This is a genomic window from Duganella sp. 1224, assembly GCF_013408245.1.
Taxonomy (GTDB): Bacteria; Pseudomonadota; Gammaproteobacteria; order Burkholderiales; family Burkholderiaceae_D; genus Rugamonas.
Map to the genome: position 1 here is coordinate 226,141 of NZ_JACBYS010000005.1, position 25,616 is coordinate 251,756.

The 25,616-nt window shown below is 66.6% G+C and carries 27 protein-coding genes; 19 read left to right on the plus strand and 8 right to left on the minus strand.

From position 1 onward, the window contains the following. Positions 1-2 precede the first annotated feature (2 nt). Positions 3-692, plus strand: a complete 690-nt coding sequence (locus tag FHW58_RS21070) for a DUF2461 domain-containing protein (protein WP_179675134.1) — start codon at positions 3-5, stop codon at positions 690-692. Positions 693-775: 83 nt separating this feature from the next. On the opposite strand, the gene FHW58_RS21075 is transcribed toward FHW58_RS21070, so the two are convergent. The 5 genes from FHW58_RS21075 to FHW58_RS21095 all read right to left on the minus strand — a co-directional run bounded on the left by FHW58_RS21075 (position 776) and on the right by FHW58_RS21095 (position 3,643). Continuing rightward, positions 776-1,804: an NAD(P)H-dependent glycerol-3-phosphate dehydrogenase gene (locus tag FHW58_RS21075; protein WP_179675135.1), complete on the minus strand. Its 1,029-nt coding sequence runs from the start codon at positions 1,802-1,804 to the stop codon at positions 776-778. 41 nt (positions 1,805-1,845) lie between these two features. After that, positions 1,846-2,289: an SH3 domain-containing protein gene (locus tag FHW58_RS21080; RefSeq protein WP_179675136.1), complete on the minus strand. Its 444-nt coding sequence runs from the start codon at positions 2,287-2,289 to the stop codon at positions 1,846-1,848. A 66-nt stretch (positions 2,290-2,355) separates the two neighbouring features. Then, positions 2,356-2,829: a protein-export chaperone SecB gene (secB, locus tag FHW58_RS21085; protein WP_179675137.1), complete on the minus strand. Its 474-nt coding sequence runs from the start codon at positions 2,827-2,829 to the stop codon at positions 2,356-2,358. A 137-nt stretch (positions 2,830-2,966) separates the two neighbouring features. Then, positions 2,967-3,227, minus strand: coding sequence for a glutaredoxin 3 (grxC, locus tag FHW58_RS21090; RefSeq protein ID WP_179675138.1), 261 nt, complete (start codon positions 3,225-3,227; stop codon positions 2,967-2,969). 14 nt (positions 3,228-3,241) lie between these two features. Next, the gene (locus FHW58_RS21095; RefSeq protein WP_179675139.1) at positions 3,242-3,643 is read right to left on the minus strand and encodes a rhodanese-like domain-containing protein; all 402 of its coding nucleotides are present in this window, start codon (positions 3,641-3,643) and stop codon (positions 3,242-3,244) included. 100 nt (positions 3,644-3,743) lie between these two features. Here FHW58_RS21095 and gpmA point away from each other — a divergent pair, with 100 nt between their 5' ends. The 18 genes from gpmA to FHW58_RS21185 all read left to right on the plus strand — a co-directional run bounded on the left by gpmA (position 3,744) and on the right by FHW58_RS21185 (position 23,714). After that, a complete protein-coding gene (gene gpmA, locus FHW58_RS21100; protein ID WP_179675140.1) occupies positions 3,744-4,490 on the plus strand; it encodes a 2,3-diphosphoglycerate-dependent phosphoglycerate mutase in 747 nt (248 codons plus the stop codon). Positions 4,491-4,530: 40 nt separating this feature from the next. After that, a complete protein-coding gene (locus tag FHW58_RS21105) occupies positions 4,531-5,976 on the plus strand; it encodes a murein hydrolase activator EnvC (protein WP_179675218.1) in 1,446 nt (481 codons plus the stop codon). A 15-nt stretch (positions 5,977-5,991) separates the two neighbouring features. After that, positions 5,992-7,467: a S41 family peptidase gene (locus FHW58_RS21110; RefSeq protein WP_179675141.1), complete on the plus strand. Its 1,476-nt coding sequence runs from the start codon at positions 5,992-5,994 to the stop codon at positions 7,465-7,467. Positions 7,468-7,497: 30 nt separating this feature from the next. Beyond that, a complete protein-coding gene (locus FHW58_RS21115; RefSeq protein WP_179675142.1) occupies positions 7,498-8,250 on the plus strand; it encodes a HesA/MoeB/ThiF family protein in 753 nt (250 codons plus the stop codon). A gap of 12 nt (positions 8,251-8,262) precedes the next feature. Continuing rightward, positions 8,263-10,380 carry an amidohydrolase family protein gene (locus FHW58_RS21120; RefSeq protein WP_179675143.1) on the plus strand — a complete coding sequence of 706 codons (2,118 nt, stop codon included), beginning with the start codon at positions 8,263-8,265 and terminating at the stop codon, positions 10,378-10,380. A 68-nt stretch (positions 10,381-10,448) separates the two neighbouring features. Further along, complete coding sequence (gene gspG, locus FHW58_RS21125; protein ID WP_179675144.1) at positions 10,449-10,904, plus strand: type II secretion system major pseudopilin GspG; 456 nt, start codon at positions 10,449-10,451, stop codon at positions 10,902-10,904. A gap of 21 nt (positions 10,905-10,925) precedes the next feature. Further along, positions 10,926-11,396: a type II secretion system minor pseudopilin GspH gene (gspH, locus tag FHW58_RS21130; RefSeq protein WP_179675145.1), complete on the plus strand. Its 471-nt coding sequence runs from the start codon at positions 10,926-10,928 to the stop codon at positions 11,394-11,396. Between the two features lie 2 nt (positions 11,397-11,398). Further along, positions 11,399-11,767, plus strand: a complete 369-nt coding sequence (gene gspI / locus FHW58_RS21135) for a type II secretion system minor pseudopilin GspI (RefSeq protein WP_179675146.1) — start codon at positions 11,399-11,401, stop codon at positions 11,765-11,767. Continuing rightward, positions 11,764-12,420, plus strand: a complete 657-nt coding sequence (locus FHW58_RS21140; RefSeq protein WP_179675147.1) for a type II secretion system protein J — start codon at positions 11,764-11,766, stop codon at positions 12,418-12,420. The genes gspI and FHW58_RS21140 overlap by 4 nt, the downstream gene beginning before the upstream one ends. Next, positions 12,417-13,352 carry a type II secretion system minor pseudopilin GspK gene (gene gspK, locus FHW58_RS21145; RefSeq protein WP_179675148.1) on the plus strand — a complete coding sequence of 312 codons (936 nt, stop codon included), beginning with the start codon at positions 12,417-12,419 and terminating at the stop codon, positions 13,350-13,352. Before FHW58_RS21140 ends, gspK begins: the two co-directional genes overlap by 4 nt. A gap of 27 nt (positions 13,353-13,379) precedes the next feature. Further along, positions 13,380-14,615, plus strand: coding sequence for a type II secretion system protein GspL (gspL, locus tag FHW58_RS21150; RefSeq protein ID WP_179675149.1), 1,236 nt, complete (start codon positions 13,380-13,382; stop codon positions 14,613-14,615). Continuing rightward, positions 14,612-15,121: a type II secretion system protein GspM gene (gene gspM, locus FHW58_RS21155; RefSeq protein WP_179675150.1), complete on the plus strand. Its 510-nt coding sequence runs from the start codon at positions 14,612-14,614 to the stop codon at positions 15,119-15,121. The genes gspL and gspM overlap by 4 nt, the downstream gene beginning before the upstream one ends. After that, complete coding sequence (locus FHW58_RS21160) at positions 15,118-15,891, plus strand: type II secretion system protein N (protein ID WP_179675151.1); 774 nt, start codon at positions 15,118-15,120, stop codon at positions 15,889-15,891. Before gspM ends, FHW58_RS21160 begins: the two co-directional genes overlap by 4 nt. Before the next feature lie 14 nt (positions 15,892-15,905). Then, positions 15,906-18,134 (plus strand): type II secretion system secretin GspD, encoded by a 2,229-nt coding sequence (gene gspD, locus FHW58_RS21165; protein ID WP_179675152.1) that lies wholly within the window; start codon positions 15,906-15,908, stop codon positions 18,132-18,134. 1 nt (position 18,135) lies between these two features. Further along, positions 18,136-19,557 (plus strand): type II secretion system ATPase GspE, encoded by a 1,422-nt coding sequence (gene gspE / locus FHW58_RS21170; protein ID WP_179675153.1) that lies wholly within the window; start codon positions 18,136-18,138, stop codon positions 19,555-19,557. Positions 19,558-19,567: 10 nt separating this feature from the next. Further along, complete coding sequence (gene gspF / locus FHW58_RS21175) at positions 19,568-20,788, plus strand: type II secretion system inner membrane protein GspF (RefSeq protein ID WP_179675154.1); 1,221 nt, start codon at positions 19,568-19,570, stop codon at positions 20,786-20,788. A gap of 25 nt (positions 20,789-20,813) precedes the next feature. Continuing rightward, entirely contained in the window at positions 20,814-21,452 is a 639-nt protein-coding gene (locus tag FHW58_RS21180; RefSeq protein ID WP_179675155.1) for a type II secretion system protein N, read from the plus strand. Between the two features lie 57 nt (positions 21,453-21,509). Beyond that, positions 21,510-23,714, plus strand: coding sequence for a patatin-like phospholipase family protein (locus FHW58_RS21185; protein WP_229265427.1), 2,205 nt, complete (start codon positions 21,510-21,512; stop codon positions 23,712-23,714). Here the strand turns inward: FHW58_RS21185 and FHW58_RS21190 are convergent. Genes FHW58_RS21190 through FHW58_RS21200 form a run of 3 tightly spaced genes read right to left on the minus strand, consistent with a single transcriptional unit; the run spans position 23,704 to position 25,513 of the window. Then, a complete protein-coding gene (locus FHW58_RS21190; RefSeq protein ID WP_179675157.1) occupies positions 23,704-24,534 on the minus strand; it encodes a hypothetical protein in 831 nt (276 codons plus the stop codon). The genes FHW58_RS21185 and FHW58_RS21190 overlap by 11 nt on opposite strands. Next, positions 24,534-24,764 (minus strand): hypothetical protein, encoded by a 231-nt coding sequence (locus FHW58_RS21195; protein ID WP_179675158.1) that lies wholly within the window; start codon positions 24,762-24,764, stop codon positions 24,534-24,536. Before FHW58_RS21195 ends, FHW58_RS21190 begins: the two co-directional genes overlap by 1 nt. Beyond that, complete coding sequence (locus FHW58_RS21200) at positions 24,761-25,513, minus strand: helix-turn-helix transcriptional regulator (RefSeq protein WP_179675159.1); 753 nt, start codon at positions 25,511-25,513, stop codon at positions 24,761-24,763. Before FHW58_RS21200 ends, FHW58_RS21195 begins: the two co-directional genes overlap by 4 nt. Between the last annotated feature and the right edge of the window lie 103 nt (positions 25,514-25,616).

A 25,616-nucleotide genomic window follows, 5' to 3' on the forward strand; every position in this document is an offset into this window, starting at 1 on the left:
TAATGCATCTGCGCGATCTGACCCAATACCTGCGCGAACTGGCGGACAACAACAACCGGCCGTGGTTCATCATGAACAAGCCGCGCTATGACATCCTGCGCGAGGAATTTCTGCAGGTGGTGACGCAGATGATTGCGGAACTGGGCAAGTTCGATGCGCAGGTCAAGTTCAGCAATCCGAAGAAGGCGATGTTCCGCATCAACCGCGACGTGCGCTTCGCCCACGATAAAAGCCCGTACAAGACGCGCTTTTCGGCGGCGGTGGCGCCGAACGACATGCGCCGCCCGAGCAAGGCCGGCGGGCCGACTTATTACATGCAGATCGATGGCCACGGCAAGCTGCTGTTTGGCGCCGGCGAGTACATGCCGCCGCCGCACCGGTTGAAGGCGCTGCGCCAGCACATGGTCGATGACGCGGCCGGCTTCCGCAAGGTGCTGAAGAACAAGCGGCTGGTGGCCACCTACGGCGATATCCAGGACGAGGGCAAGCTGATGCGGCCGCCCAAGGGCTTCGATCCCGAGCATGAGCATATCGAGTACATCAAGCTCAAGAGTTTCTTTGTGTGGACCGAGATCGATTTGCCGCTGAATCAGCCGGAGAAGCTGGTGCCTGTTCTCGCCGCGGGCTTGAAGGACGCGTATCCGCTGGTGCAGTGGATGCGCGAGGCGAAGTCGGATTTGGAAGAGGCGTAACCCCGCAAGCTCCACGGGGTCTGACCCCGTGCGGGGTCAGACCCCATATCGGCGCACGGGCCAGACCGGACGGTGTCGCGGGGTTATTCGTCTTTGGGGTCGCGCGACAGCAGGCGGGCGACCATGGTCTGGGGTTGGTCGCCATCGAACAACACCCCCGCCACCGCATTGGTGATCGGCATCTCGACGCCCAGCTTGCCCGCCAGTTCGCGCACCGCCTTGGCACACGGCACGCCTTCCGCCACGTGGCCCAGCTCCTGCACGATCACCGCCAGCGGCTTGCCTTGCGCCAGCCCCAGCCCGACGCGGCGGTTGCGCGACAGGTCGCCGGTGCAGGTCAGGATCAGATCGCCCATGCCGGTCAGGCCCATGAAGGTTTCCGGCTTGCCGCCCAGCGCCACGCCCAGACGGGTAATCTCGGCCAGCCCACGCGTGATCAGCGCGGCGCGCGCGTTCAGCCCCAGTCCCAGGCCATCGGCGGCGCCGGTGGCGATCGCCAGCACGTTCTTGACCGCGCCGCCCACTTCCACGCCGGCCAGGTCCTCGCTGGAGTAGACGCGCATATTGCCGCCATGCGCGGTGTCCACCACGCAGGCGCGCAGCGCGGCCGAGTCGGAGGCGATGGTCAGCGCGCACGGCAGGCCCTTGGCCACTTCCTGCGCGAACGACGGCCCGGACAGCGCGCCGCCCGGCACCGCGTCGCCCAGCACCTCGCGGACGATCTGGTGCGGCAGCAGGCCGGTATCGTATTCAAAACCCTTGCACAGCCACACCACGTTGGGGATGGCGCGGCCCTGCAGCGATTGCAGCAGCGGCCGCAGGCCGGCCACCGGGCAGGCGGCGATCAGCAGGCTGCCGGGCGCGGCCACGTGGGCCAGCGCCGCGTCGAAGTCGGGCGCCACCTGCAGGCGGTCCGGGAACGGCTGGCCGGGCAGGTAGGCGGCGTTGACGCGGTCGCGCGCCATGTCGCGCAGCGCGGCCGCGTTGCGGCCCCACAGCAGCACGTCGTGGCGCTGGGCCAGCGCCATGGCCACGGCCGTGCCCCAGGCGCCTGCGCCGAGCACGCTCACCTTGCGGGCCACGCCCGCATGTTTGCTAGTGTTTTCTTGCATGGGATCTCATCCGGCGCGTCGGGGCGGCGCCGCTACGGCAATTATATGCCCCAGACTTCCGATTGTTTGACGTAGCCAGCCAGGCCGTCGCGGTGACGCACCTTGATCCAGCCGCCGGCCGCGGTTTCCGACAGTTCCAGCAGCACGCCCTTGTCGGCGGTGAACACGGCGGCGGCGCCGTCATCCGGCGTGGCGCGGATTTTCAGGTTGGCGGCGCGGACGATGACGTTGCGTTTCGGACTCAGGCCCTTGGCCTCGGTCCACGCCAGTTCGCCGTTGACGTCGCGCACCTTGAGCCATTCGCCGTAGGCCAGCACCACTTCCAGCGGCGCGCCGCGCGGCACGACAAACAGTTTGCCCCCCTTGGTCGAGGGCGCGTCGTACAGGATGACGGGATTGGCGCCCACCGTTTTGAAGTCGTATGCCTGGCTGCCGGCGGCGGCCAGCGTCATGGTCAGAGCAGCGATCCAACGGGGAAATGTCATGGCTTACCTTGAGAGGATGAAACAACCGCCGGACGAGCGTCCGGCGGCGAGGGTATTGCGTGGTGCTTAGTGGGTCGCGTCAGCGGCTGGCGCCTGGGCGGCAGCTTCGGCGATCGCCTGCTGGCGCTGCTGGTAGAACACTTCGAAGTTGATTTCCGCCAGGTGCACTGGCGGGAAGCCGGCGCGGGTGATGACGTCGGCAATGTTCGAACGCAGGTATGGGTAAACGATGTTCGGGCAGCCGATGCCCAGCAGTGGGTCCAGCTGGTCCGCAGGAATGTTGCGGGCTTCGAAGATGCCAGCCTGCTTGCCTTCCACCAGGAATGCCACTTTGTCCTTGACCTTGGCGGTCACGGTGATGGTCACGGTCGATTCGAAGATGCCGTCCGCCAGCGGCTCGGCGCCCACATCCAGGGCCACTTCGATGGTTGGGGCTTCCTGTTCCAGGAAGATCGCCGGCGAATTAGGTTGTTCCAGCGACAGGTCTTTCAGGTAGACGCGTTGGATTTGGAATACTGGTTGCAGATTTTCTTCAGACATGGAACGCTTTCGTTGTAGTTTCGATGATGTATGCTTGGTATGGCTAGAAGACAGCTCAAATCAAACGCGAGGGCCATTGTATCAAAACCATGTTGGTTTTAAAGGGTTTCCCGGCCCTGCGTCAATTATGGGGCGCATTAGCCATTTAACAAGGGGGACAGGCCGCCCGCTTGATCCAGCGCATACAAATCGTCGAAACCGCCGACGTGGGTGTCACCGATGTAGATTTGCGGCACGGTGCGGCGGCCGGTCTTCTGCATCATGGTGAGGCGTTGTTCCGGGTCGAGGTCGACGCGGATCTTCTTCAGGCCGGTCACGCCCTTGGACTCCAGCAGGCGCTCGGCGCGCACGCAGTAGGGGCAGACGGCGGTGGTATACATGATTACTTCGGCAGTCATGATGATTCTCCCAATTATTTGGCCAGTGGCAGGCCGGCTTTTTGCCAGGCTGCAATGCCACCTTCCAGGTTGACCACGTCGGCAAAGCCGGCTTTCCCCAGTTTGGCCGCGGCGGCCGAGGCGCGGGCGTCGGTCTTGCCCACCACGATCAGGCTGCGGCTCTTGAACTTGTCCAGTTCGGACAGGCGCTTGTCGAGATCGGCCAGCGGGATGTTCTTGGCTTCAGGCAAGTGGCCGTCGGCGTAGTCCTTGGCGTCGCGCACATCCAAGATGGTGGCCTTGCCGCGATTAATCAACATGGTAACGTCTTGCGGGCTGCCACGCTTGCCGCGCACGGTTAGCGACGGCCACAGCAGGGCGCCGCCGGAAATCAGCACGATGGCAATCAGAAAAATATTGTCGATGAAGAATTTCACAGGATTCCAATGGTTGAACTTAATCCGCGCATTATAAAATAGAAGCTGTTTGAAGTTCTTATTACACGGTTTTCCAACTTTTCCTGAAAAGATAGTCCACATGTACAAAATCGTTTTCATGCGCCATGGCGAATCCACCTGGAACCTGTCGAACCGCTTCACCGGCTGGACCGATGTTGACCTGACCGAAAAAGGCAGCAACGAGGCCAGGCAGGCCGGCAAGCTGCTGAAAGAGGGCGGCTACAGCTTCGACCTGGCCTATACCTCGGTGCTGAAGCGCGCCGTGCGCACGCTGTGGCTGGCGCTGGACGAGATGGACATGATGTATCTGCCAATCAAGAACGACTGGCGCCTGAACGAGCGTCACTACGGCGCGCTGCAGGGCCTGGACAAGGCGGAAACCGCCGCCAAGTACGGCGACCAGCAGGTGCTGGTCTGGCGCCGCAGCTACGACACGCCGCCGCCGGCGCTGGAGCCGACCGATGACCGCGCCTCCTTCAACGACCCGCGCTACGCCGGCTTGTCGAAAGAGCAAATTCCGCTGACCGAGTGCCTGAAGGACACGGTGGCGCGCGTGGTGCCGGCCTGGGACGAGGAAATCGCCCCGGCCATCAAGGCCGGCAAGAAGATCATCATCTCGGCCCACGGCAACAGCCTGCGCGCGCTGATCAAGATGCTGGACGGCATCAGCGACAGCGACATCGTCGGCCTGAACATTCCCAACGGCACCCCGCTGGTGTACGAGCTGGACGAGAACCTGAAGCCGATCCGCCACTACTACCTGGGCGACGCCGACGCCATCGCCGCCGCCCAGGCGGCCGTGGCCAACCAGGGCAAGGCCAAGTAATTTGGCTTCTTCGTACCGCCATGTGGCAGCGTTGCTGCTGATGTTGTCGATGGGCGCGGCCGGCATCAGTCCGGCGGCGCCGTTCGGCAAGGTGACCGAGCGCAGCAAGCAGAAAGCGGCGGCCGAGGCCGAGCGCGCCGGCGTGCAGCAAAAGCTGTCGGCCCTGAAAAAGGACATCAGCAAGACCGAGAGCGCCAAGGACGACGCGGCCGACACGCTGGCCGAGTCGGAGCAGGCGATTTCCGACGCCAACCGCGCGCTGCGCGACCTGCAGCAGGAGCAGGCCGACACCAACGTCAAGCTGCAGCAGCTGTCGTCCGAGCACGAGCGGCTGGCGGCCACGGTCGCCCAGCAGAAACAGCAGCTGGCCAGGCTGCTGCGCGAGCAGTACGTGGCGGGCAACGAGGACCGCATCAAGCTGCTGTTGTCCGGCGACAATCCCAACCGCATCAACCGCGACCTGCAGATGCTGGCCTATGTGTCGCAGGCGCAGGCGCGGCTGCTGGAGGCGCTGCGCGCCAACCTCAAGGCCGTCGAGGTCAACCAGGAGCAGGCGCAGAACGCCAAGGACGAGCTGGAAGAAATCGCCCAGGAACAGTTGCAGCAGAAAGCGAAACTGGAGCAGGAAAAGGGCCGCCGCGCGGCCTTGCTGGCCAGCCTGTCGAACAAACTGGTGGTCCAGCGCAAGGAGGCGGGCAACCTGGAGCGCGACGAGCAGCGCATGACGGCCCTGGTGGACAAGCTGAACAAGCTGATCGCCGAGCAGGCCGCCGCTGCCGCCGCCGAGAAGAAACGCCAGGAACAGGTGGCTGCCGCCAAGGCGGCCAAGGCCAAGGCGGAGGCCGAGGCGCGCGCGCTGGCCAAGGCCAAGGCCGCCGCCGAGGCGGAGCGCCAGCGCCTGGCCCGGGCCAACCAGAACAAATCCGGCACCATCAAGCCGGCGCAGCCGGCCGCGCCCAACCCGGCCGACGCGATCGACGCCGACGAGCCGCCGAAAGTGGCTGCTGTCAGGCCGACGCCGGCCCCGGCGCCGGTGGACGAGACGCCTGCCAAGCCGGCCGATATCGCGCTGGCGCCGGTGGCGCCGGCCGGTGCCTTCGCCAGCCTGAAAGGTCAGCTGCGCGCGCCGGTGGCCGGCAAGGTCACGGCCAAGTACGGCTCCCGCCGCGGCGAGGGGCCGACCTGGAAAGGCGTGTTCATCCGCGCCAGCGAGGGCGCCGAGGTGCACGCGGTGGCCACCGGCCGGGTGGTGATCGCCGAATGGATGCGCGGCTTCGGCAACCTGATCATCATCGACCACGGCGGCCAGTACATGAGCTTGTATGCGAACAACGAATCGCTGTTCAAACGGCCGGGCGACACCGTCAAGCCGGGCGAGGTGATTTCCAGCGTTGGCAATACCGGCAGTAGCGAGGAATCAGGGCTATACTTCGAACTTCGCCATCAGGGCGCGACATTCGACCCGGCGGGCTGGGTCAAGTTTTAAGGTAACGCGGACAATATGGGCAACAAAGTCAAGAGCATCGGCCTGATCGGCCTCGGTATGGTGGCTGGGGTTGCCGCCTCGTTCCAGTTTTCCGCCATCGCGCAAAAGGTCACCGGCGCGCCGTTGCCGCTGGAGGAACTGCGCCAGCTGTCGGACGTGTTTGGCCTGATCAAGACCGACTACGTCGAAACCGTGGACGACAAGAAGCTGCTGACCGAGGCCATTTCCGGCATGGTGTCGTCGCTCGATCCGCACTCGGTCTACCTCGATAAGAAAGCCTTCCGCGAAATGCGCGAAACCGTGGCCGGCAAATTCGTCGGCATCGGCGTCGAGGTGGGCATGGAGGATGGCTACATCAAGGTGGTGTCGCCGATCGAGGACACGCCGGCCTTCAAGGCCGGCATCAAGGCCGGCGACCTGATTACCCGCATCGACGGCACCCTGATCAAGGGCATGTCGCTGGACGAGTCGGTGAAGAAGATGCGCGGCGAGCCGCACTCCAGGGTCAGCGTCACCATCAGCCGCAAGGACGAGGACAAGCCGCTGGTGTTCAACATCACGCGCGAGGAAATCCGCGTGCAGAGCGTCAAGGCCAAGATCATCGAGCCGGGTTATGCGTGGGTGCGCATCTCGCAGTTCCAGGAACCGACCGTGGACGACATGGCGAAGAAGATCACCGCCCTGTACCAGCAGGACCCGCACATCAAGGGCCTGGTGCTGGACCTGCGCAACGATCCGGGCGGCGTGGTGCCGGGCGCCATTGGCGTATCGGCCGCCTTCCTGCCCAAGGATGCGGTGATCGTCTCGACCAATGGCCAGTTGGCCAGCTCCAAGGAGACCTTCTACGGCCGCCAGGAATTCTACGCGCCGCGTTCCCGTAACGACCCGCTGGCCAAGCTGCCGGCGGCGCTGAAGGAGGTGCCGATGGTGGTGCTGGTGAACGCCGGTTCCGCCTCGGCCTCGGAGATCGTGGCCGGCGCGCTGCAGGACTACAAGCGCGCCACCATCATCGGCCAGCAGACCTTCGGCAAGGGTTCGGTGCAGACGCTGCGCCAGCTGACCGCCGATACCGCCGTCAAGCTGACCACCGCGCGCTACTACACGCCGAAGAACCGCGCCATCCAGGCGCGCGGCATCACGCCCGATCTGCTGGTCGACGAAACCGCCGAAGGCGATGGCCTGAACGGCCTGCGCGTGCGCGAGGCCGACCTGCAAAAACACCTCGGCAACGACAAGGATCCGGAAGTCGCCAACAAGCGCGATGTGCTGGAAGACGAACAGCGCATGGCGGCGCTGTCGAAGAAATGGAAGCCGGTGGAATTCGGCTCCCGCGACGACTTCCAGCTGGCGCAGGCGCTGAACCACTTCAAGGGCTTGCCGGTCCAGGTGTCGAAGGCCGACGCCAAGCCGGCCAACGATGTCGGCGAAACCAAGCCGGATACGCCGGTAAAGACCGAGACACTGCTCAAGCCCGACACCAAAGCCAAATAACCGGATGCGCGCCCGTGCCGCATAGAGACGATGGACGACTCACAACTGCTGCGCTACTCGCGCCACATACTGCTCGACGAAATCGGCATCGAGGGCCAGCAGGCGCTGCTCGATGCGCACGCGCTGGTGATCGGCGCCGGCGGCCTCGGTTCGCCGGCCGCCATGTACCTGACGTCGGCCGGCGTCGGCCGCATCACGCTGGTCGATGACGACACCGTCGACCTGACCAACCTGCAGCGCCAGATCGCCCACACCACCGAACGCGTGGGCCAGTCCAAGGCCGCATCGGCGCGCCTCACGCTACAGCAGATCAATCCCGAGATCACCGTCACCGCGCTGAACGAGCGCGTGGACGACGCCCGCCTGGCGCAGCTGGTGGCCGACGCCGACGTGGTGCTGGACTGCACCGACAACTTCGCCACCCGCCACGCGGTGAACCGCGCCTGCGTGGCGGCGAATACACCGCTGGTGTCCGGCGCCGTGATCCGCTTCGACGGCCAGATCAGCGTCTTCGATCCGCGCGGCGGCGCGCAGCCGTGCTACTCCTGCCTGTTCCCGCAGGACCAGAAGTTCGAGGACGTGGCCTGTTCCACCATGGGCGTGTTCGCGCCGCTGGTGGGCGTGGTCGGCGCCATGCAGGCGGCCGAGGCGCTCAAGCTGCTGATGGGCGTGGGCACCTCGCTGGCCGGCCGCCTGCTGATGCTCGATGGCCTGCGCATGGAATGGACCAGCATCGGCGTCGCCCGCAACGGCGCCTGCCCGGTGTGCGCCGCTCACACTTAACCAAGGAAACCGATGAAACGACTTGCCGTCCTGCCGTTCGCTTTAGCCGCCGCCTTCGCCGCGCACGCCGCCACCACCACCAGGTACCTGATCATCGCGGAAAACCAGAAGCAGATCGGCGAGCAGGTCGTCACGCGCGAGGACGACGGCCTGACCAAGGTGCGCTTCATCTACAAGGACAATGGCCGCGGCCCGGAATTGACCGAGCAGTTCCGCCTGGGGGCGGACGGCACCATGACCGAGTACGCGGTCAAGGGCAACTCCACCTTCGGCGCCGTGGTCGACGAGCAGTTCAGCCGCCAGGGCGACCAGGCGCAGTGGAAGTCGACCTCCGAGCAGGGCCAGAAAACCGTCAGTGGTCCGGCCGCCTATCTGCCGCTGAACAGCTCATTCGAAGTGGAGTCGATTGCCATTGCCGCGCTGGCGAAAGCGCCGGACGGCAAGCTGCCGTTGCTGCCATCGGGCACCCTGTCGCAGCAGGAGCTGGACCGCGTGGAAGTCACCAGCGCGGCCGGCCAGAAACAGACCGTGCGCCTGCTGGCGCAGACCGGCGTCGGCCTGTCGCCCTCGTTCTACTGGGCCACCGCCGATGCGCAACCGCGCCTGTTCGGCGTCATCATCCCCGGCTTCGCCAGCATGCTGGAAGAGGGCTGGCAGGGCGCCACCGCCACGCTGGCCGCGCGCCAGAAAACGGCCGAACAGAAGCTGCTGACCGCCATGGCCGACAAGCTGCAGCACCCGCTCACCGGCCTGACGGTGGTGCGCAACGCCCGCATCTTCGACAGCGACAAGGCCAGCGTCGGCCAGCCGTCGGACATCTACGTGCTGCGCGGCCGCATCACCGCCGTGCTGCCGGCCGGCTCGCCGGTGCGCGAGGCCGACAACACCATCGATGCCGCCGGCCGCATCGTGCTGCCTGGCCTGTTCGACCTGCACGGCCACGTGGACCGCTGGGGCGGCGCGCTGAATATGTCCACCGGCGTGACCAGCGTGCGCGACATGGGCAACGACAACAAGCAGCTGCAGGCCATGCTGGACGAAACCGCCGCCGGCAAGCTGCTGGCGCCGCAGGTGGTGCCGGCCGGCTTTTTGGAGGGCGAAAGCCCGTACAGCGCCAACAACGGCTTCGTCATCAAGGACCTGAAGCAGGCCAAGGAGGCCATCGACTGGTACGCGGAGCGCGGCTATCCGCAGCTGAAGATCTATAACTCGTTCCCGAAAGCCATCCTGAAGGAGACGGTGGCGTATGCGCACAGCCGCGGCATGCGCGTCTCGGGCCACATTCCGGCCGGGCTGCGCGCGCAGGAGGCGCTGGACGCCGGCTACGACGAAATCCAGCACATCAACCAGGTGCTGCTGAATTTCCTGGTCAAGCCGGACACCGAAACCCGTAATCTCAACCGCTTCGTGCTGCCGGCCGAGAAGGTGGCGGACCTGGACTTCAATTCCAGGCCGGTCAAGGACTTCGTCGCCTACCTGGCGAAGAAGCAGATTTCCATCGACCCGACCATGGCCACCTTCGCCTTCCTCAAGCAGCGCGACGGCGACATGAACGAGCCGTATGCGGCGGTGGCGTCGCACATGCCGCCGGACGTGGCGCGCGGCTTCAAGGTAGGCACCATGAAGATCGAAGGCGACGCCCAACTGAAGCGCTACGAGAAGTCGTACGCCAAGATGGTGCAATTCGTCGGCATCATGTACAAGGCCGGCGTGCCGATCGTGGCCGGCACCGACGACGTTCCCGGCTTTACGCTGCACTCGGAGCTGGCGCTGCTGGTCAAGGCCGGGCTGACGCCGGCGCAGGCGCTGCAGGTGGCCACCCGCAACGGCGCGCGCTACACCCGCACCAGCAATGAGCGCGGCAGCATCACGCCGGGCAAGCTGGCCGACATCGTGCTGGTGGACGGCGACCCGACCAAGAACATCGAGGACGTGCGCAAGGTGGCGGCGGTGATCACGCGCGGCTTCCTGATCTACCCGCGCGAGATCGACGCGGCGCTGGGCATCGCGCCCTTCGTCGCCGACGCCCCCAAGGTGATGACCGCCACCGCGCCGGCGACGGCGGACTACGGCGGCAGCAACGACGGTGCCCGTGCCCGCATCGACGCCAGCGCCCGCAAGCGCGACTGAGTAAGTAGATATCGCCATCGCCCTGATTCCGCCTTATACTCTGCACTCTTTGAATTTGTTATCAAATTATGAAAAAGCTCACACTTCGCCGCCGCGCCGCGCAACGCCTGCAACGCGGCTTTACGCTGATCGAAATCATGGTGGTGGTGGTCATCATGGGCGTGCTGGCCGCGCTGGTGGTGCCCAAGCTGCTGAACCGCGCCGGCGAGTCGAAAGTGGCCGCCGCCAAGGTCGATATCGCCACCATCATGCAGGCGCTCAAGCTGTACAAGCTGGATAACCAGCGCTACCCGACCACCGAGCAGGGCCTGCAGGCGCTGATCGAAAAGCCGACCAGCGGCCCGGCCGCCAACGGCTGGAAGGCCGGCGGCTACGTCGAGAAGATGCCGAAGGACCCGTGGGGCAATCCGTACCAGTACCTGTCGCCGGGCATCAAGGGCGAGGTGGACGTGTTCTCCTACGGCGCCGACGGCCAGCCGGGCGGCACGGGCGACGACGCCGACATCGGTTCCTGGGAAAACTGATCACAGACGGGACGCGGGATCATGCGCGCCGGCCAGCGTGGCTTCACGCTGATCGAACTGCTGGTGGTGATGGTCATCCTGGGCATCACGCTGGGGCTGGTGTCGCTCAGCGCCATGCCGGGCCAGAAACAGGCCATGCAGCAGGATGCCAGGCGCATCGCGTTGCTGCTGCAACTGGCGCGCGACGAGGCCATCGTGCGCAACCGCCAGATCGCCTTTGAGGCGGGCAGCGACAGCTACCGCTTCATGATCCGCAACGACAACAAGCAATGGGAGCAGGTAGTGCAGGACGACCTGCTGCGCGAGCGCGAATTCAAGAACGCCCCGGTGACGCTGCTGCTGGACCCGGCGCCGGCGCTGCAGGACGCCAACCTGCGCATCGTCTTCGGCCGCGAGCCGGTCGACAAACCCTTCGTGCTGACCATGGCCGCCAGCGACGGCACCACGGTCGCCATCCGCGCCGACGGCATCGGCCACTTCACGGTGGACTGACCATGCGCCGTTCCTCTCGCGGTTTCACCATGCTGGAAGTGCTGGTCGCGCTGATGATCGTGGCCACGGCGCTGATCGCCTCGCTGCGCGCAGTCGGCAGCCTGACCGGCAACAGTGACGGCCTGCGCGCCAACATGATGGCCACCTGGTCGGCCGAGAACCGGCTGGTGCAACTGCGCCTGTCGCGCGTGTTCCCGCCGATCGGCAAGACCACCTTTGAATGCCCGCAGGGCGACCTGCCACTGGTGTGCGAGGAAGAAGTCATCGCCAGCCCCAATCCGCGTTTCCGCCGGGTGGAGGTCAGCGTGTATGAGGCCAGCCATCCGGAGCGCCGCATCATCAAGCTGGTCCAACTGGTGCTGAATTCATGACCGCGCGCGCGCGTGGCTTCACGCTGATCGAACTGCTGCTGGCCATTTCCATCCTGGCCATCATCGCGGTGCTGGGCTGGCGTGGGCTGGACAGCATCATCCGCTCGCGCGTGACGCTGACCAGCGACATGGAGCAGACCCGCGGCCTGCAACTGGCCTTCGCGCAGTTGCAGAGCGATTGCGAAAACCTGGCCGGCAGCGCGCTGCTGCACCGCCGCGCCTTCATCCAGGCCGAAGACAACCGCGTCACGCTGGTGCGCGTGGTAATGGCCGAGAACCAGCCCACGCGGCTGCAGGTGGTGTCCTACCGCGTGAACGCCGACGGCGTGCTGACGCGGCGCGAATCGAACGCCACCCGCGAGCTGACGCAGCTCGACAGCCTGTGGCAGGCGGCGCTCAGCGACACCGACACGGCCGACGCCAACAGCGCGGTGGCGCTGCAGTCCAACGTGCAGAGCATGAACATGCGCCTGTGGGTGCCGTCGGCGGCGGCCGGCGCGGCGCCCACCCCCGCCAACGCCGGCGGCTGGGTGGCGGCGGCCGGCGTCTCCAGCGCCGGCGTGGCCGGCCTGCCGACCGGGCTGGAAGTGGCGCTGACGCTGCGCGGCCAGCAGGTCCCGCTGATCAAGTCCTTCCTGCTGGGGGCGCTATGAAGCTGCGGCGCCAACGCGGGGTCGCGGTGATCACCGCGCTGCTGCTGACCACCCTGGCGGTGACCATCGTCGCCAGCCTGTTCTGGCAGCAGCAGGTGCAGGTGCGCTCGATGGAGAACCAGCGCCTGCAACTGCAAACGCGCTGGATCCTGCGCGGCGCGCTGGACCTGAGCCGGCTGATTCTGAACCAGGACGTGATGGACTCGCCCAACATCACGCAGCTGAACGGCGTGTGGGCCACGCCGCTGGAGGAAACGCGGCTGGACGACTATGTCGAGCGCGAACGCCTGCAGGGCGAAAATTTCGACGCCACGCTGTCCGGCCGCATGACGGACGCGCAGTCGCGCTACAATCTCGCCAACCTGGCCGCGTCGAAGCAGGTGGATCCGAACCAGCTGGCCGTGTTCCAGAAGCTGCTGACCAATCTGCGGCTGGACCCCGGCCTGGCGCAGGGCGTGGCCGACCTGGTGGCGCGCTCGCAAACGCTGCCGCTGCAGCAGAAGCAGGCCACCACCGACGAGCCGATGGAGCTGGTGCGGGCGGAAGACCTGCTGGCGGTGAGCGGCTTCACGCCGCCGGCCATCGACCAGCTGCGGGACTATGTGATCGTGCTGCCCACCAACGGGACCAACATCAACGTCAACACCGCGCCGGCCGAGCTGCTGTCGGCGCTGGTGCCGCAACTGTCGCTGTCGGAAGCGGCGGCCATGGTCAACGCCCGCAAGACCGTGTACTACCGCCAGAAGGCCGACTTCACCGGCACGGCGCAGATGTCCGGCAAGCAGGTGTTTGTGCCGTATGATGTGCGCAGCGATTACTTCCTGGCCTACAGCCGGGTAAAACTCGACCGGGCGACGCTGGAAACGCAGGCCTTGCTGGCGCGGCCGGGGCGGGTGCCGACCACCACGGTGGCCTGGATACGGGAATACTAGAACAGCGATGAACGAAAGCGAGATCCTTTGACTACACTAATTATCCGCTATCCGGCCAAGGCCAGCGTCGACAGCGGCGCCGGCCAGACCTGCGCGTTCGCGCTGGTGGGCGACGGCGGCAATCTGCTGCAGCAGGGCGCGGCGCCGCTGGGCAACCTGGGCGCCATGGTGGCCGCCGCGCGCCGCGTGACGCTGCTGCTGGCGGCGTCGGACACCGCGCTGCTGCGCGTGAAAACGCCGCCGCTGTCGGGCGCCAAACTGAAGGCGGCGCTGCCGGCGCTGGTGGAGGAGCAGGTGTTGGGCGATCCGGCCGACTGCGTGCTGGCCGCCACCGCCGCCGACGATGACGGCATGCGCAGCGTGGCCGTGGTGCAGCGCGCGTGGCTGGAGGTGCTGGTCAAGGCGCTGCTGGCGCAGGGCGCGCAGGCGGTGTCGGTGGTGCCGTCGCAACTGTGCCTGCCGTTCCAGCCGGGCGCCGTGTCGGCCGCGCTGGTGGCTGGCGACGCCGGCTTCGACCTGGTGCTGCGCCAGTCGCAATTCGAGGGCCTGGGCATGACGCTGCCGGCGCAGCCGCAGGCCGCGTTGCAGACGCTGCGCGCGCTGGCCGGCGAGCAGCCGGTCACGCTGTACGTGTCGGCCGCGCAGAGGGCGCAACTGGCGCCGCTGGCCGCCGACATCCCGCACCTGACGCTGGAGGACGACCATTGGGCGCACTGGGTGGCCGGCGCGCGCGGCGCCGGCCTGGACCTGGCGCCGGCGCTGGGCAACACCGGCGCCTCGGCGCGCGCCTGGCAGCGCTGGCGCTGGCCGCTGCGCATCGCTGCGCTGGCGGTGCTGGTCAACGTGGTGGGCCTGAACATCGAATGGATGCGCCTCAAGCGCGAAGCGCAGGCGGTCAGCCTGTCGATGATCCAGACCTTCAAGTCGGTCTACCCGAACGAGCCGCTGCGGGTGGCGCCGATGGACCAGATGCGCCGCAACATCGGCCTGGCCAAGGCCAATAGCGGCGAGGCGGGCGGCGACGAATTCGTCACCCTCAGCGCCGGCTTTGGCGAGGCGCTGAACGTGTTGCCGCGCAAGGACATCATCGCTTCGCTGGAGTACAAGGACCGCGCGCTGCTGGTCAAGATCAAGCCGAACACCGTGGACGGCGCCGCCGTGCAGCAGCTGCGCGGCGCGCTGGCCGGCCGCAAGCTGGACATGCAGGAACCGTCGCCGGGCGCATGGAAAATCCAGCCGCTCACCGCTGGAGGAAAATCATGAGCAAGCCGAATCCATTGAACACGCTGCGCGCGCGCGCCGACGCCTTCTGGCAGGTGCGCACCGAGCAGGAACGCAAGCTGCTGCGTATCGGCGGCATCGTTGTCGGCCTGGCGCTGTTCTACAGCATCGCCATCGGCCCGGCGATGGACGGCGCCGCGCGGCTGCACAAGGAACTGCCGCAGCTGCACCAGCAGGCCGCAGAAATGCAGGTGATGGCGCGCGAGGCGCAGGCGCTGCAAGGCCAGAACACCATCGCGCCGACGCCGATGACGCGCGAGACGCTGAATGCCGGCCTGTCCGCGCGCGGCCTCAATCCGCAGTCGCTCAACGTCACCGGCGAATACGCCAAGCTGCAGTTCAACGGCGCGCAGTACGCCGGCATCGTGGCCTGGCTGGACGCGATCCGCACCGAGAGCCGCATCAACGTGGTGGACGCCAGCTTTACCGCGCAGGACGCGCCGGGCGTGGTCAACGCCACGCTGACGCTGCGCCAGGGAGTCCGATGAAACGCGCCGTGCTATGGTTGCTGACTGTCGCGCTGACGATGGCCATCACGCTGCTGGTATTCTTTCCGGCGGCGTGGCTCGGTTCCATCGTCGAAGCGCGCACCGGCGGCCGTTTGACGCTGGGGGATGCGCAAGGTACGCTGTGGCGCGGTTCGGCCTTCATTGGCGGCGCGGCCGGCAACAACAGCCCGGTCACGCCGCTGCTGCCGGGGCGCTTCAGCTGGAAGATTTCGCCGCTGTCGCTGATCGGCATGGTCGAGCTGCAGCTGGAGAACCCGGACGCGCTGGCGCAGCCGGTGACCTTCCGCGGCAGCTGGTCGCGCTGGCAACTGAGCCCGTCGGCGCTGCTGCTGCCGGCCGAGGGCCTGTCCGGCCTGGGCGCGCCGCTCAACACGCTGGCGCCGAGCGGCACCATGCGGCTGTCGTGGACCGGTTTGGAGCTGGCGCTGGAAAACCGCCAGGCCAGCGTCAATGGCCGCACCACGCTGGAAATGAGCGACATGGCCTCGCGGCTGTCGTCGATCCGGCCGCTGGGCAGCTATGCGCTGGCGCTGGACTGGCACGGCCAGCAGGCGCAGCTCGCGCTCAGTTCCGTCAAAGGGCCGCTGCTGCTGAGTGGCCAGGGCAGTTTGAACAACGGCCGCCTGCAGTTCTCCGGGCAGGCCGAGGCAGCACAAGGATACGAAGAGACGCTGGCCAATCTGTTGAATTTGCTGGGCCAGCGCAAGCCAGGTAGCGACCGTAACGTCATCGCATTAGAGTTCCACTAATTTAAAGTCCGACCATGAAAAAACAGTCCGTTAGCAAATCCCGTCTTCCCGCGCTGCGCCGCCTGAGCGCGGGTGCGATGCTGTGCTGCGCGATCAGCGCCGCGCCCACCGCCGCGCTGCTGCTGGCGCCGACGCTGGCGCAGGCCGCCGCGGACGACGCCGCGCTGAATTTCGTCGGCGCCGACATCGAGTCGGTCATCAAGGCCGTGGGGCACTACACCAACATCACCTTCGTCATCGACCCGCGCGTGAAAGGCACGCTGACCGTGGTGTCGGAAAAACCGGTGACCAAGTCGCAGGCATTCAGCCTGCTGACCTCCGCGCTGCGCCTGCAGGGCTACGCGGTGGTCAGCGGCGACGGCTTCGCCAAGGTGGTGCCGGAGGCGGACGCCAAGCTGCAGGCCAGCCCCACGCAGGTGGGCTCGCAGCCGGCCGCCAAGGGCGACCAGATCGTCAGCCAGATCTTCCACCTGAATTACGAGTCGGCGGCCAACGTGGTGACGGTGCTGCGTCCCCTGATCTCGCCCAATAACACGGTCAACGCCAACCCTGGCAACAACAGCGTGGTGGTGACCGACTACGCTGACAACGTCAAGCGCCTGGCGAAAATCGTCGCCGCGCTGGACACGCCGGCCGTCACCGACCTGGATGTGATCCCGGTGCGCTACGCCATCGCCAGCGACCTGGCGGCGATGATCAACAAGCTGCTGGACGGTTCCGGCGGCGGCGCCGGTGCCGGCGATGCCGGCAAGGTGTCGGTGCTGGCCGATCCGCGCACCAATTCGCTGATCCTGCGCGCACCGTCGCTGGCGCGCGCCAACCTGGCCAAGTCGCTGATCGCCAAGCTGGATCAGCCGACCCAGGAGCTGGGCAATGTGCACGTGGTCTACCTGAAAAACGCGGAAGCGACCAAGCTGGCGCAGACGCTGCGCTCGGTGGTCTCCGGCGACACTGCGCAGACCAACAGCGGCTCCAATACCGGCACCGGTAGCAACACGCAGAATAGCGGCGGCAACAGCAGCTTCAATAATAATCTGAACAACAGCAGCACCAGCGGCTCCGGCAGCTCCAACTCCGGCCCGACCAATCCTCTGCTGACCGGTAACAACAACACGCAGCAGCAGGGCGGCGGCGGCACGGCCGGCTTCATTCAGGCCGACGCCACCACCAACACGCTGATCATCACCGCGCCGGAATCGGTGTACCGCAATCTGCGCGCGGTGATCGACCAGCTGGACGTGCGCCGCGCCCAGGTCTACATCGAATCGCTGATCGTCGAGGTCACGTCGGACAAGGCGTCCGAGTTTGGCGTGCAGTGGCTGGGCGCCTCCGGCAATTCCAACAGCTCCACCCGCGTGGGCGTGCTGCAGTCGTTCACCACCGGCGGCACCAACAACAACCTGACCTCGATCTACGCCGGCAAGGGCACGGTCCTGCCAAGCAACGGCATCTCGCTCGGCCTGTTCAACAAGACCGGCCTGGGCCTGCTGGCGCACGCGCTGGAGTCGGACGCCAACGCCAACATCCTGTCCACGCCCAACATGATCACGCTGGATAACGAGCTGGCCACCATCCGCGTCGGCCAGAACGTGCCTATCCTGACCGGCCAGTTCACCACCACCTCCGGCACCAACAGCAATCCCTTCCAGACCATCGACCGCAAGGACGTGGGCCTGACGCTGAAGGTGCGCCCGCAGATTTCGGAAGGCGGCACCATCAAGCTGGCGATTTATCACGAGACTTCCAGCGTCGACAAGTCGACGCTGACCGCCGCTTCCGGCATCACGCTGAACAACCGTGTCATCGAGAACAACGTCATCGCCGACGATGGCCAGATCATCGTGCTGGGTGGCCTGATCGAGGACACCGAGGGCGATGGCACCGACAAGGTGCCGGGCCTGGGCAGCCTGCCGGTGGTGGGCAATCTGTTCAAGTACCAGAGCCGCACCCGCAAGAAGACCAACCTGATGGTGTTCCTGCGTCCCGTGGTCATCCGCAGCAAGGAGCAGAGCGTGAGCCTGGCCACCGACCGTTACGACTACATGCGCGGCCAGCAGGAGAACATCGCCCCGCCGGAAGGCGCGCTGGTCAAGGACCTGGGCCAGCCGCTGCTGCCGCAACTGCAGAACGGCGCCCCGGTCAGCGGCGGCGCGGTGGCCGCGCCGGTGCCGCCGGCGCCGCTGCCGGCCCGTTTGCCGGGCGGCGCCTCCAACCTCCAGCCAGCGGCGCAACCGCAACAGTGATATGAGCAATCTACTCCCCTACGCCTTTGCCCGCGATTTCGTGGTGCTGGCCCAGCCCAGCGAGGACGCGGAAAACACCGTCGACGTGCTGATGTGCGGCGCCACCGCGCCGGCCGCCATCGCCGAGGTGTCGCGCCGCTTCGGCCGCATTCAGCTCAAGCACATGACGCGCGCCGACCTGGAAACCGCCATCGCCGCCGCCTACGCCAGTTCGGGCGGCAACGCCTCCATGGTGGCGGAGGAATTTGACGCCGACCTCGATCTGACCAAGCTGCTGCAGGACGTGCCGGCCATCGAGGACCTGCTGGAATCGTCCGACGACGCGCCGGTGATCCGCATGATCAACGCGCTGCTGACGCAGGCGCTGCGCGACGGCGCCTCCGATATCCACATCGAGCCGTTCGAGCAGACCTCGGTGGTGCGCTTCCGCGTCGATGGCACGCTGCGCGACATCGTCCGTCCGCGCAAGGCCATCCACGGCTCGCTGATCTCGCGTATCAAGATCATGGCGCAACTGGACATCGCCGAAAAGCGCCTGCCGCAGGATGGCCGCATCACGCTGCGCATCGGCGGCAAGCCGGTGGACGTGCGCGTGTCGACGCTGCCGACCGGCCACGGCGAGCGCGCGGTGCTGCGTCTGCTGGACAAGGAAGCCAACCGCCTCGACCTGAACCACCTTGGCATGAGCGACACCATGCTGCCGAAGTTCGACGCCATGATCAACCAGCCGCACGGCATCGTGCTGGTAACCGGTCCCACCGGCTCCGGTAAAACCACCACGCTGTACGCCGCCCTGTCGCTGCTGAACGCCTCCACCACCAACATCATGACGGTGGAAGACCCGATCGAATACGACCTGGCCGGTGTCGGCCAGACCCAGGTCAACCCGCGTATCGACATGACCTTTGCCAAGGCCCTGCGTGCCATCCTGCGCCAGGACCCGGACGTGATCATGATCGGCGAGATCCGCGACCTGGAAACCGCGCAGATCGCGGTGCAGGCTTCGCTGACCGGCCACCTGGTGCTGGCCACGCTGCACACCAACGACGCCGCCGCCGCCGTCACCCGCCTGCTGGACATGGGCATCGAGCCGTTCCTGCTGTCGTCCACGCTGCTCGGCGTGCTGGCCCAGCGCCTGGTGCGCAAGCTGTGCCCGAGCTGCAAGACCTTCGACGGTCAGCAGTGGCACGCGGTCGGCTGCGAGCATTGCGGCCACACCGGCTATCAGGGCCGCGTGGGCGTGTACGAATTCCTGGAGACGACGGAGCATATCCGCGCCCAGATCCACAACCGCGCCTCGGAGGCGGAGATCAAGGCCGCCGCCATCGGTGACGGCATGCAGACCATGCGCGACGACGGCGAGCGCTGGCTGGCGCAAGGCGTCACCACGCAGGCCGAGTTGATGCGCGTGACCAAGGACTAGGCGAACCACCATGCCCGCATTTCGTTATGAAGCCGTCGATGCCGGCGGCGCCACCAAAAAAGGCGTGCTCAATTCGGACAGCGCACGTTCCGCCCGCGCCGAGCTGCGCGCGCAGGGACTGGTGCCGCTCAAGGTCGACGCCATCGCCGCGCAGGTGGATGCCGCCGGCGTGGCCAAAAGCCGCGGCTTTGGCGAGCGCCTGACCTCGACCGAGCTGGCGCTGTTCACGCGCCAGCTGGCCAGTTTGCTGGAGGCCGGCCTGCCGCTGGAGCAGGCCTTCACCGCGCTGCTGGAGCAGGCCGAGCGCCCGTATCTGCGCGACCTGATCGCGTCGGTGCGCTCGGAGGTCATCGGCGGCGATGCGCTGTCCGTGGTGCTGGGCCGCCACCCGCGCGACTTCGCCGAAATCTACCGCGCGCTGGTGGCCTCCGGTGAGCAGATTGGCCAGTTGTCGCGCGTGCTGTCGCGCCTTGCCGACTACATCGAGCGGCGCAACGCGTTGATGCAGAAGGTCCGGCTGGCGTTCACCTATCCGGCCATCGTGACGGTGGTGGCGTTCTCCATCGTGATCTTCCTGCTGACCTATGTGGTGCCGCAGATCGTCTCGGTGTTCGCCAACACCAAGCAGAAACTGCCGTTCCTGACCATCGTCATGCTGGCGGTGTCGGACTTCGTGCGCCACTACGGCATCGTGGTCGCCATCGCGCTGATCGGCGCCTGGTTCGGCTGGCGGCGCGCGTTGCAGAACGTGGCGTTGAAGCGGCGCTGGCACACCTGGCTGCTGACCGCGCCGCTGTACGGCAAGTTTGAGCGCAGCCTGAACACCGCGCGCTTCGCCAGCACGCTGGCGATCACCACCGGCTCGGGCGTGCCGATCCTGCGCGCGCTGGAAACCAGCCGCGATACGCTCAACAACGTCGCCATGCAGGAGCTGGTGGAGGAGGCCAGCGACGGCGTGCGCGAAGGCGTCAGCCTGGCGCGCGCGCTGTCGGCGCAGAAGCACTTCCCGCCGATGCTGATCCACATGATCCGCGCCGGCGAAATCACCGGCGAACTGCCGGCCATGCTGGACCGCGCAGCCGCCGCCCAGGAGGCCGACCTGGAGCGCCGCACGCTGACCATCGCCGGCCTGCTGGAGCCGGCGCTGATCCTGGCCATGGGCGTGGTGGTGCTGCTGATCGTGCTGGCGGTGCTGATGCCTATTATCGAAATCAATCAGCTGGTACGCTGATCGTCAGGAATACAACAAGGACACCATGAAGCGTTTGCCCTTAATCGTTACTGTTCTCGCCGTGGTGCTGTTGTCGGCATCGCTGGCTTACTGGGGACTGCAATTGTTCAAACCGCAGCAGCGCGCGATTGCCGCGCCGCCGCCGCCCGCGCCGCTGGGCATCAACCTGGACGCCGCCAAGGGCCTGTTCGGCGGTCAGGTGGTGGTGGCGGCGGTCAGCAACTACCAGCTGAAAGGCGTGGTGGCGGCGCGCGGCGACGACAGCGCGGCCATCATCTCGGTGGATAACAAGCCGGCGCTGGCCATCGCCATCGGCAAGGAAGTAGTGCCGGGCGTGACGGTGAAGGAAGTCCATGCCAAGCACGTGATCCTGTCCGAGGGCGGCGTGAACAAGCGGGTCGACCTGCCGAGCGATGTGGGCGTGTCCAGCGGGCCGGCCAGTATGCCGGGCATGGCGGCGCAACCAGGCATGGCCAGCCCGCCGGGGGTACAAGCGATGCCGGTGCAGCCGCAGCCGGCGGCGCAACCGCTGCCGTCGACGCCGTCGATGCCGCAGCCGGCGGTACAGGCCCAGCCCCAGGTGCCGGCGCAATCGCAAAACGGCTCGCAGCGACCCATCGCGCCGATGGGGATTCCGTCCATTCCCTCCAACGATCGTCAGTAGGACAAGCCCATGGCTTCCATCCGCACACTGGCCGCAGCTTTATGCTGCGGCTTTTTCTTGTCTGCCGCACTCGCGGCGCCAGCGCCGGCGTCGCAGCAGCCTGGTGCCACCTCGGTGGCGCCGGATGCCAGCATCAAGCCACGGCCGAAGATTGCGCTGGTGCTGTCCGGCGGCGGCGCGCGCGGCTTCGCCCACATCGGCGTGCTGCGCGCCTTGCAGGAGCTGCGCGTGCCGGTGGACTTCGTGGTCGGCACCAGCATGGGCAGCGTGGTGGGTGGCGCCTATGCGGCCGGCAGCTCGGTCGAGCAGCTCGAGCAGCTGGTGCGCCGTACCGACTGGAACGCCGTGGTGGCCGACCGTCCGCCGCGCGATGAGCTGATCTATCGCCGCCGCGAGGAAGACCTGCTGCTGCCGTCGCGGATTGAATTCGGCGTGCACGAAGATGGCGTGTCGCTGCCGCCGGCCGCCGCCGGCAACGAGGCGCTGGAGCTGGCGCTGACCAGCGTGCTGCCGGCCGGCGCGCGCGACAAGCCGGCCAATCTGCTGCAACTGCCATTCCGCTCCATCGCCTCGGACCTGGTGACCGGGGAGCTGGTGGAGCTGAGCGACGCGCCGCTGTTCCTGGCCATGCGCGCCTCGCTGGCGGTGCCGGGCGTGTTCGCGCCGGTGCGCGTCAATCAGCGCCTGCTGGTGGATGGTGGCCTGGTGCGCAACTTGCCGGTCGACGTGGCGCGCGAAATGGGCGCGGACATCATCATTGCCGTCAACGTCGGCACGCCGCTGGCGCCGGAGAAGGAACTGGTCAGCGCGGTCAGCGTGGCGCAGCAGATGCTGCAGATCCTGACCGAGCAAAACGTTCAGCGCTCGCTGAAGGAATTGCGGCCGAACGATATCCTGGTGCAGCCGAATCTGGGCGGCATCGGCTTCCTCGACTTCGGCCGTTACGACCGCGCCATGAAGGAGGGCGAGGCGGCGGTGCGCGCCATGAGCGAGCAACTGGTCAAGCTTGCGCTGCCGGAGGCGCAGTATGCGGCGTATGAGGTAAAGCGCCTGTCGGCGCCGCTGGCGATCGACCAGCCGGTGCGGCTGGCCAAGCTGGAAGTGGCGCCGAGTGGCCGCATCAATCCGAAGGAATTGGAAGTGCAGTCCGGCCTGCGGATCGGCCAATTGGTCACCAGCGAGCAGGCCACGGCAGCCGGCAACCAGTTGTTCGGCCGTGGCGACCTGGCGCGCGTGGAAACCGAGGTGCGCGACGACGAGAGCGGCCGCAGTGTGCTGATCAAGCCGACCGAGGCCGATTGGGCGCACAGCCGCCTGCGCGTGGGCCTGGAGCTGAATAGTGATTTCAGCGAGAACAACGCCTTCGAGATCAAGGCGCTGCACGTGCTGTCGTCGCTCAACGACTGGGGCGCGGAGCTGCGCACCACCGCGCGCGTGGGCACGGCGCGGGTGCTGAATACGCAGTTCTGGCAGCCGCTGGGCGCCGGCTCGCAGTGGTATGTTGCGCCGACGCTGGAGTATTCGTCCGGCGCGAGCGACATCTTCAACAACTACGGCCTGCGCCAGTCGCGCTATGCCTACGACGCCACGTCGGCCGCCATCGCCATGGGCCGCCAGTTGGGCCGCTGGGGCGATCTGCGCTACGCGGTGGCGCGCACCAACAGCAACGCGCACTTCATCATTCCGGAAGACTTGAACCGGCAGCATGTGTCGCAGACGGTGCAGGCGCTGAGCTTCAATGTCGATACGCTGGATACGATCGCCTTCCCGACGCGCGGCACCTTGTTCAACCTCGAATGGCAACGCGCCCTGCACAGTGGCGGCACCACGGCGGCGGTACCGGCGCGGCAGGAAGTGAAGGGGATGGAGGCGTTCCACACCGGGCGCTGGGCGGGCCACGTGTATGCGGAGTGGGCGCGCAGCCAGGGCGGGGCGTCGGACAACAATCTGGGCGGCTTCCTGCGCCTGTCCGGCACCACGCCGGATTCGGTGGTGGGCAGCCGCACGGTGCTGGGGCGGGTGGTGATGGCGCGCAGCATCGGCGCCATGCCGGCCGCGCTGGGCGGCGATGTGCGGCTCGGCTTTTCGCTGGAAGCCGGCGGCGCGTATAGTCCGCAGGACCCGCTGCGTTGGGGGAAACTGAAAAACTCGGCCAGCGGCTTCATCGCCGTCGATACGCGATTCGGGCCGCTGTACTTCGGCGCCGGCACCACCAAGGGCGGCAACAGCAGCGCCTATCTGTTCCTCGGTCCTATCTGGTGACCTTCCATTTGCGCGAAGGGTAATCGATGGTGATGGTCCGGTCGGCAAAGCCGCCCAGGCCAACGATGCCGGCGATCGGCACGCCAATGTCGACGGCCTTCCTGCAGTGACCCAGCACGCCGCTATCCAGCGTGTACTGGCTGACCCGCAGCGGTGTGGTTAGTGGGCTGATGTCGCAGCCGATGTCCTCGCCCCAGCTGGATGCAGTCAGTGGCCGGCTCTCCGCGCTGCGCAGTGCCTCATACAGCGATTGCCGCAGCGGCGCAAAGGTGAACAGCGCGGCGCCGGTATCGAACAGCGCCTGCTGCTGCGGCTCTCCGGGCAGCGTGATCGGCACGGTGATGTGGCCACCTTCCCAGCCTTCATGACGCACGTAGGTGATGGGCGCGGCGTCGCTGTCGTCGCGCAGCAGCGCGTCGTCACTGTAGGAAACGCGCGCGTGCCGCAGATCCAACGTCAGCGTACCGTTTTCGAAGAAACCGTTGCCCACCGTGCCGGCGCGGCGATGGCCGTCGCTGGACAGCGCCACCAGTAGCACCTGCGGCACGCTGGCCTTGACGCTGTGGCCAGCCACGCTGACCGTCACTTCGCGCGCTGGCGTATCGGTGGCGTCGGCACGCCCGGCGGGGATGAAGCGGCCATTGGCGCCGGTGTCGAGCTGTACATAGCAGTCCATGCCATCGACCCTGGCCGGCAACAGCACTGCGGCATGCGGAAAAGCGTGCGGGCCGGTCCAGCGGAACGCCACCCAGTCGGCGGCGCGCGCCACGGGTGCCGTCAGCAGCGCGGCGCACAGCAGCCCTGCGACCCGCCGCGCCATTATTTGGCCACGACCTTGCGCAGCACTTCGTACAGGATCAGCACCAGCGCCACCAGCGGAAAGGCGTCCACCACCATCGGTGGAATGGCGCCGATGCGGAAGACTTTGTCGAGCACGGTGTAGAGGGTCATGAGGATGAAGGCGGCGGCCAGCACCCATTGTTTTTGCGCGGTGAAGATGCCGGCACTGGTGACAGTGCCGGCCAGGCTGATGATGGTTGCGATTTTCATGTCGGTTTGCTTGGTGCTGTACGGCGCAGCGCGGTGAACGCTGCGAATTCCCAGGAGCGGAATCCTACCAGCAATGTAAATCCGTCGCGTTCGGTTGGCGCCAGGCGGCGGTCGCCCTGGTGCAGGCGCGCCAGTTCGCCGGCCAGTTGCTGGATGCGGCCGACCAGTTCCTGTGCGCTCGGCAGCGACAGCCGCGCCGGCAGGCACAGCAGCGTCTCGCCGGCGCCGTCGAAGCTGCCGCTGAAATAGTCGTGCACCGCGTGCGCGCGGAAGAATTGCTGCACCGGGCCGTCCGGCAGCCAGCGGAAGGCGTTCGACACGCGCAGGCGGTAGCGGTTGAGCGGCTTCAGTTCGATCAGGCCAAGGCGGTCCAGCTCGGCCAGCAGGACGATGCATTCCGGCTCGGTCAGCTCGTAGGTTTCCAGCACCTGCTCCAGCGTCCAGTGGCCGAGGCAGCAGATCGCCATCAGCAGCAGGTGGGGATTGGCCAGCAGCGATTTTTCCTGGGTCAGCGTCAGGCAGTCGGCCTGCGGCGTGGCGTCGGCGGCGCCGCGCAGCACGTCTTCCAGCGGGATGTTGGCGGCCTTGCAGATTTGCGCCAGCCGCGACAGCGACATGTCTTGCTGGCCAAACATGCGCTTGACGCTCGATTCGCTCATCGAGATGCGCTCGGCCAGCATTTTGTAGGTGACGCCAGCGGCGCGCATCTGCGTCCGCAGCACTTGCAACAGCAATTCCGGTGAACTCATATGTCAGCCTTGCAAAGATATCAAGGTATCGTAGCACGATACCCGACGGTCTGAAAACCTGCGCTTGGAATAATCAATTAGTACATGAGTCTGCTGTGTAGCA